The organism is Bifidobacterium sp. VU/mBH4 (B4) (assembly GCF_058199535.1).
Map to the genome: position 1 here is coordinate 105,049 of NZ_JBVPQJ010000007.1, position 8,107 is coordinate 113,155.

Consider the following 8,107-nt stretch of genomic DNA (forward strand, 5'->3'; position numbering starts at 1 on the left):
AGCTTAGGAACTTCAAGTACTTGAAGTCAAAGCTCGCCCAAATGGTGTCTGGTCACCCTCCCCTGATCCGACTGGTCGGCCTGGGCGTCCGCCTGGTCGAAGCGGCCTTGGTCGGCCTGGTCCACCAGGTCCAGGGCCTGCTGGGCCAGGTCCGGGGCCAGGGCATTCAGCCAGTGGATGCGCGGGTCCCGGCCGAACCAGCCCATCTGCTTGCGGGCCAGGCGCTTGGTCTTCTGCGCTATCAGACCGAAGGCGGCATCCAGGTCGGTGCGGCCGTCCAGGTAGTCCAGAATCTGCTGGTAGCCCAGGGCGCGTGAGGCCGTGGTCCCCAGGCGGTTGCGCAGTCTGCTCACCTCCTCGACCAGCCCCTGGTCGCGCATGGCCTGGGTGCGCTGGTCGATCCTGCGATCCAGCTCCTCCCGGGGCAGGTCCAGCCCCAGCTGCAGGGCGGGCAGCAGGTAGCGGTAACGGGGCAGGCTGGCCGAATAGGGCCGTCCGGTGATCTCCATGACCTCCAGAGCCCGCACGGTCCGCCGCACATTCCGAGGGTCCATCCGCTCCGCAGCCTCCGGGTCCCGCTCCTGCAGCTGACGGAAGAGCAGCCCGGGGCCTTCCTCTTGGGCCCGCTCCTCCAGCCTGGCCCTGACCGCCGGGTCGGTGCCGGGGAAGGACAGATCGTCGATGACAGCCCGGGTATAGAGCCCGGAGCCACCGACCAGAATGGGTCTGATTCCCTTCGCCCGCAGGTCGGCTATCAAGGACCGGGCCATGGCCTGGAAGCGGGCCACGCTCATGACCTCCTCCGGCTCGATGATGTCGATCAGGTGGTGAACCACCGCCTGCCGCTCCTGGATTGACGGCTTGGCCGTGCCCACATCCATCCCACGGTACATCTGGTAGGCGTCGGCATTGACGATATGTGCCTCCTGCCCGCGCTCCTCAAGAGCCTGTGCCAGGGCCACGCCCAGGGCGGTCTTACCCGAGGCTGTAGGGCCCACGATGGAGACGATGCGGGGTTCAGCGGATGTCATAGACCTGCCCCGCCCGGGGATCCGGGTCAGCGATCAGATAGTGGGGCCCGGCCTGGGTGACGGTGCAGGTCACCAAGTCGCCAGGCTTAGGTGCAGGCATCCCCTGGGGCACGCCGACGTGGACCAGCACCCCGGTGCGCTCATGCCCGGTCACCCGGTGGGTGCTGCCGTCGTGCCGGCCGTGCCCGTCGCCGATCAGCACCTCCACCTCCTTGCCCAGGAAGGACTGCATGTGCTCCATGGTGATGGACTCCTGCAGGGCCTGCAGCCGCTCGAACCGATCCTGGACCACGGCCTTGGGCAGCTGCGGCATGCGCGCGGCCGGAGTACCCGGACGGGGCGAATACTCAAAGATGAAGGCCGACGAGAAGCGTGCCCGGCGCACTACATCCATGGTGGCCTGGAAGTCCTCCTCGGTCTCCCCGGGGAATCCCACGATGATGTCGGTGGTGATCAGGGCATCGGGCATGGCAGCCCGCACCTTGTCAAGTATGTCCAAAAAGCGCTGGGACCGGTAGGAGCGCCGCATGGCCCGCAGAATCCGGTCGGAGCCCGACTGCAGGGGCATGTGCAGCTGGTGCATGACCGTGGGGGTCTCGGCCATGGCCGCGATCACATCGTCGGTGAAGGCCGCCGGATGGGGCGAGGTGAAGCGGATCCGTTCCAGCCCAGGCACCCGGCCGCAGGCACGCAGGAGCCGGGCAAAGGCATAGCGGTCCCCCGTGGACCAGCCGTAGGAGTTGACGTTCTGCCCCAGCAGGGTCACCTGGCGGGCCCCGGAGCGTACGCAGTCCTCAACCTCCTGCAGGATGTCGTCCATGGACCGGTCCCGCTCCCGCCCGCGCACCGAGGGCACGATGCAGAAGGTGCAGGTGTTGTTGCAGCCGACCGATATGGACACCCAGGCCTGCGAGCGCGAGGCCCTGACCGCCGGCAGCCGCCCGGGCAGATCCCGCAGCTCCTGCGTAACCCCCACCTGCGGCCGCCCGTCCTTGCGGGCCTTGTCCAGCAGACCCGGCAGCGAGCCGATGTCCCTGGTGCCGAAGACCGCATCCACCCATGGCGCCGCCTTCACAATCCGCTCCCGATCCTTCTGGGCCATGCAACCGCCCACGGCGATGCGCGTGTCGGGTTTGTGCTGCTTGAACCTGTGCCAGCGCCCGATGGTCCCGTACATGCGCTGGGTGGCGTTGTCTCGCACGGCGCAGGTGTTGAGCACCATCACGTCCACCTCGCGCGCGCGGACCTGCTCGGGCGTGGCCTGCTGGTAGCCCTGGGCCCGAAGCACCCCGGCGATACGTTCGGAATCGTGCTCGTTCATCTGGCAGCCCAGGGTCCGCACATAGTAGACGCCCCTGCTGTCCTTACGCTGAGCGGTCACGCTCATGCCCTCGCCTGCTTCCATAAGCCATGATTGTATGCGCAGGTCGGGTCCCGCGGCCATCGGGGCCTGTGCGTACCATGAGTCATGGTTACGAACGGCGGCATGGGAGGTTCATGTGATACTCGACCGTAACAGTGCCATGAGCGCATCCGAAATGAAGCAGCGACTGTCGGACTTGGACGAAAAGGACCGTCCCAAGCTGGACATCGACGAGATAACGGAATTCGTCAATCTCATGCAGACCTACGAGGGGGCCATGTACGAGATTTCGACCAAGCTGGACGTGCTGGACACCGAGTTCCAGGTCCGGTTCAGCCACAACCCCATCCACCACATGGAGCGCCGGCTCAAGAGCGTGGACTCCCTGATCGGCAAGCTGCACCGCAAGAACCTGCCCGTCACCATTCCCTCGGTGCGCGATCACATCTTCGACGTGGCCGGCGTGCGCGTCATCTGCAACTACCGGGACGACGTCTACTCGGTCTCCCGCTACCTCTCCGACCAGTCAGACATCCAGGTGCTGAGGGTCAAGGACTACATCCGCAACCCCAAGATGAACGGCTACCGCAGCCTGCACGTCATCTACGCCGTGCCGGTCTTCCTGACCTCGGGACCCCACTACACGCCGGTCGAGGTGCAGTTCCGCACCATCGCCATGGACTACTGGGCCTCCCTGGAGCACCAGCTGCGCTACAAGTCAGACCTGCCCGACGCCCGCCTGGCCGAGCATTCCCAGACCCTGCTGGACTGCGCCCGCTCCCTGCAGAACATCGAGGTGCAGATGCAGTCCATCCACCGCGACATCTCAGGTTCGCCCCAGGAGCAGGAGACCGACGACGAAGCCATCAGCGGCAATACCGATTAGCTGAATCCTCACAAATCCTTTACCATAGAAACCAGGCCAGGTGGAAGGGTTGGGGCTTCCGCCGGGTCCCAGGAGGAGGCCCCGCCTTCAAGGTCGGGTCTCCTCCTGTACCACCATCTCTCAGAAGTCGAAGTTGTCGGGATCCGCGCCGGTGCGCTCGTCCCTGTTCATGGCGGTGATGGTCTTCATATCCTCATCACTCAGCTCGAAGTCGAAGACCTGCGCGTTCTGCTCGATCCGCTCCTTGTGGGTGGACTTTGGGATGACGATGACCCCGCGCTGCAGGTGCCAGCGCAGCACGATCTGTGCCGGGGAGCGGTCGTAGCGCTCGGCCATGGCCTTGAGCCTGGGGTCGGCCAGCAGGTTGCCGCCGGTGCCACCCAGAGGACTGTAAGCCTCCACATCCACACGCAGGGTGCCGTGGCAGTAGTCGATCAGGTCGCCATTGACGAACTGGGGCGAGGACTCGATCTGATCGACGGCCGGCTTGGTGCCGCTGATGGTATGCAGCTCGTCCAGGTGGTGCTTCTGGAAGTTGCAGACCCCGATGGCCCGTACCCGCCGCTGGGTGTAAAGCTCCTCCATGTCCTCCCAGGCCTGCTGCCAGCCCTCGGCGGGCCAGTGGATCAGGTAGAGGTCCAGATAGTCCACGCCCAACCGGTCCAGGCTCTCCTTGAAGGCCTCCTTGGCCCGTCCCGCACGAATGTCGTCATTCCAAAGCTTGGTGGTCAGGAAGACATCCCGCCGGTCAACCCCGGAGCGGCGCAACCCCTCCCCCACGGACTGCTCGTTGCCATAGATCATGGCGGTGTCGATGTGGCGGTAGCCCGCCTGCAGGGCCCAGGTGACGGCCTGGCTGGTCGCCTCGCCATCGGGTGTTTGGAAGACCCCGAGCCCCAGCTGGGGAATGCTGACCCCGTTGTTGAGGGTGATGGTGGTGTCGGTGACGTTTCCGGTCATATAGGCATACTCCTTGTCGGTAGTTCAGAGGCCGTGACGTGTTGTCTGTCCATTCTATCTGCCAGGCAAGATGGGAGGAGCTGTTGCTTAGGCCTACCGCTGTGCATTTGCATCTCGTGTGTTGTTTTCTGGCTGGGTGGTAGGGTGAAAGGCGGGGGATGTCGAGAAGACGGCTGGCTTGCGCCATTGGCTCATGCGATGTGATGCAGGGTGGGCGCTGGCAGGCAAAAACTTTGGCAAACGGTGTTGATTCCGTTTGGTGTTTGGTGAAGGGGTTTTGGTTTGATGCATCTGGTTTCCCGTCTGCGTCGCATCCTGGCGATGGCTGTCATCCTGCTGGGAATGCTTGCGGGCCTGGGCGTCGCATCCGCCCAGGCGGATGCTCCTGTCCTCACCGGGGGGGGGGGGTCGTCAGACCCCTCGCGTAGCTGAGCAAACCCCCGGCATTTCCCCCAGCAACACTCCAGGCACTCCACTGCCCTCGCCATCGCCGATACAAGCCACCACACCATTAAGCCCCACACCAGAACCCCCGTCATCGACGACGGGAACACCCGGCAGCACAGACGCCGCTCCTGCCAAACCATCTGGCAAGACGGATAATCAAGCCACGCACGTAGTACGCTTCGACATGGTTGATGGAAACAAGCCCACCCAGTCAACCGTGAAAACCGGCACCCTCGCCGCTCCCCCGCAACAGAACCCTCAGCGTGAAGGCTTCCGGTTCGACGGGTGGACGCTTGACGGCCAGCCTTTCGACCTCCGGACCCCCATCCTCCAGGACACGACCCTGAAAGCCCAATGGTCGAAAGCCGCGGACTGGACGCTGAGCCCTGACCATGGGCCCGCCTCCGGCGCCCGGCTGACCATCAGCCCGCCCCACAGGCAGGAACCTCAATTCGCCAGCATCCATGCCGCTGGAGACCGGTTCCTCGGCTTGACCGGCGACGGCCGCATCCACACCTGGACGCAGGACGGCACGCCCAAACAGGTGCCTTCCCCCGCCCAAGCATCCGACGGGTTCCACTACCTGCAGGTTGCAGCCGACAGCCGATCGCAGGCCGCATTAGGATCAGACCAGCACATCTACACCTGGAACAGCCAACAAGCAACACCCGTGATCCTCGACACCGGCAAGGATGCCGGGTTCACCAGCATCAGCATGAACGATAATCGGCTCCTGGCCGTGGACCAACAAGGACAAATCCACGCTTTCCGGACCAGCCAGGCCGACAGCCAAAGCCTGAACCCGAAATTCTTGGAGCAGGCCGCAGCCAGCCTGCCCGGAAAGGCGCAGGCCGTCACCGCTGCGGCCTCCGCCAGCCAGGCGCTCATCGTGGACGCTGACGGGCTAGCCTGGACCTGGGAGATGAGCAAGACCGGGAAAGCCAAGCCCGAACGCGTCAAGCAGCAGCCGGAAACCCGTATCGTCCAGGCCCAGGCCCTCAACCAGGGGTTCCTCCTCCTGGACACAAACGGGCAGGCCCGGTACCTGCCAGACGGCACTGCCGCCATGATCCAGCTCAGCCTGCCGGACGGCGCGCAGGCCAGCTCGACCGCCGCCAACAAGGACCAGGCCGCCATCACTGATGCGGACGGCCACGTCTGGGTCTGGCATCCCGGCAAGACCCCCAAGCGCGCGGACAGCAGGAACCAAGCCTACGTGCAAGCCGCAAGCACCGGCGGCGGGATCGCCGCCATCAGCAGACAGGGCAGCCTGTACAGGTGGAGCCTGGACGGGCATGGCCAGCCCGGCAAACCCGACAGGCTCGACACCACTGCTGCGCCCATCCTGGCATCAGCCAGCCTGAACGACCAGGCGTTGCCGCTCAGCAGGAGCAACGGCTCCTGGCAGGCTGAAGCTCCCGCCCGCAAGCCCGGACAAGCCGCCATCCTTATCACTGGCAGGCAGGACGGGCAGCCTTTCGCCAGGAGCCTTGCGTACACGGTCGACCAGCCGCCGGCACGAGCTGCGGAACCAGGATCCGCGTTCACGGTCCGCTTCGACACGGGAGGCGGAAACCCCAAACCAGCAGACCAGCATGTCTCCGCCCCGTACGGGAGGGCGAAGCGCCCCTCCCCAGACCCGACGCGCGATGGCTTCCTGTTCGACGGCTGGTTCACCGGTCAGGTCGCCTACGATTTCAGCAGGCCCGTCGGCAAGGACCTGACCCTGGCCGCCCACTGGACGCCGACAAGCCGGAGCACCAAGTGGAGCATCAGCCCCAATAAGGGCAGCCAGCTGGGCAGGGAACCCGCCACCATCACCCCGCCAGACAACGCCAGCCGAGGCATCAGATTCAGCCAGATCAGCGGATCAGCAAACGGTTCTTTTTCCTTGGCGGTGGGCAGCGACGGCAACGCCTACGCATGGGGATACAACAGCAATGGCCAGCTCGGCAACGGGACAAGCAGCTACAGCGGCCAATCTACGCCGGTCAGGGTGAAGACGCCCGACCGCAACACCTACCCGGACCTGCCAGCGGACTTCACCTACCTGCAGGTCAGCGCCGGAGAGCTTCATTCGCTGGCCCTGGGCAGCGACGGCAACGTTTACGCCTGGGGATACAACGGCTATGGCCAGCTCGGCGACGGGACGACCACCGAGCGGCATGCGCCGGTCAGGGTGAAGACGCCCGACCGCAAGGCGTACCCGGACCTGCCAGCGGACTTCACCTACCTGCAGGTCAGCGCCGGACAATATCATTCCCTGGCCGTGGGCAGCGACGGCAACGTTTACGCCTGGGGAAACAACGGCTATGGCCAGCTCGGCGACGGGACGACCACCGAGCGGCATGCGCCGGTCAGGGTGAAGACGCCCGACCGCAAGGCGTACCCGGACCTGCCAGCAGACTTCACCTACCTGCAGGTCAGCGCAGGAGCCGCCCATTCCCTGGCCCTGGGCAGCGACGGCAACGTTTACGCCTGGGGAAACAACTACAATGGCCGGCTCGGCGACGGGACAACCAGCTACAGCCAGTCTACGCCGGTCAGGGTGAAGACACCCGACCGCAGCACGTACCCGGACCTGCCGGAGGACTTCACCTACCTGCAGGTCAGCGCCGGAGGCTCTCATTCCCTGGCCCTGGGCAGCGACGGCAACGTTTACGCCTGGGGATACAGCGGCGATGGCCAGCTCGGCGACGGGACGACCACCGAGCGGCATGCGCCGGTCAGGGTGAAGACACCCGACCGCAAGACCTACCCGGACCTGCCAGCAGACTTCACCTACCTGCAGGTCAGCGCAGGAGCCGCCCATTCCCTGGCCGTGGGCAGCGACGGCAACGCCTGGGCATGGGGATGCAACGGGTCTGGTGACCTCGGCAACAACAGCAGCGGCAGCTATGCGAGTTCGTCTGTTCCTGTGCGCGTGCGCGACCCCGCCAGCCCCGGGGACAAGAGCAAAGGGCTCAAAGCCGCACAGGTCAGCGCCGGATACCATGATTCCCTGGCCGTGGGCAGCGACGGCAACGCCTGGGCATGGGGAGGCAACTACAGTGGCCAGCTCGGCGACGGCAGCACAAACGACAAGTCGGCTCCTGTGCCGGTGTCGTTCAACCTGCAGCTGGTGATCACCGGCGTCAGGTTCGACCAGACCGCTGTATCAGGGCTGACGCGCGGCGACGGCAATAGTGTCAGCGTGCTCACGCCTGCACACCAGCCGGGCACGGTCACGGTCAGCGTGGACTACACGCTGGGCGGCGCACCCCAAACGCCCGACACATCCTTGAAGTACACGTACCTGCCCGCAGGCGTGCTCCCCAAGGCAGGCGGGGAAGGCATCCTGCTGGCCCTGGCCACCGGCATGACCGGCATGGGCGGGATCCTGGCCTCACGCCGCCACCGGAGGGAACAACATAGTCTGTC

4 protein-coding genes and 1 pseudogene are annotated in these 8,107 nt (G+C 65.4%); 2 read left to right on the plus strand and 3 right to left on the minus strand.

Annotated features, from left to right (window positions below; translation table 11 throughout):
• Window positions 1-26: 26 nt before the first annotated feature.
• Both miaA and miaB read right to left on the minus strand, forming a co-directional pair.
• Window positions 27-1,031 (minus strand): tRNA (adenosine(37)-N6)-dimethylallyltransferase MiaA, encoded by a 1,005-nt coding sequence (gene miaA, locus AC0AII_RS08245; RefSeq protein WP_490446773.1) that lies wholly within the window; start codon window positions 1,029-1,031, stop codon window positions 27-29.
• Window positions 1,018-2,436, minus strand: a complete 1,419-nt coding sequence (gene miaB / locus AC0AII_RS08250) for a tRNA (N6-isopentenyl adenosine(37)-C2)-methylthiotransferase MiaB (protein WP_258326537.1) — start codon at window positions 2,434-2,436, stop codon at window positions 1,018-1,020. The genes miaA and miaB overlap by 14 nt, the downstream gene beginning before the upstream one ends.
• 94 nt (window positions 2,437-2,530) lie before the next feature.
• On the opposite strand from miaB, the gene AC0AII_RS08255 reads away from it, so the two are divergent.
• On the plus strand, window positions 2,531-3,280 hold the full coding sequence (locus AC0AII_RS08255; protein WP_110412679.1) for a GTP pyrophosphokinase: 750 nt from the start codon (window positions 2,531-2,533) through the stop codon (window positions 3,278-3,280).
• 120 nt (window positions 3,281-3,400) lie between these two features.
• Here AC0AII_RS08255 and AC0AII_RS08260 read toward each other — a convergent pair whose 3' ends face one another.
• The gene (locus AC0AII_RS08260; protein ID WP_490446774.1) at window positions 3,401-4,240 is read right to left on the minus strand and encodes an aldo/keto reductase; all 840 of its coding nucleotides are present in this window, start codon (window positions 4,238-4,240) and stop codon (window positions 3,401-3,403) included.
• 285 nt (window positions 4,241-4,525) lie between these two features.
• Between AC0AII_RS08260 and AC0AII_RS08265 the strand changes: the two are divergent.
• A pseudogene (locus tag AC0AII_RS08265) lies at window positions 4,526-8,107 on the plus strand (RCC1 domain-containing protein); the annotation flags it as partial.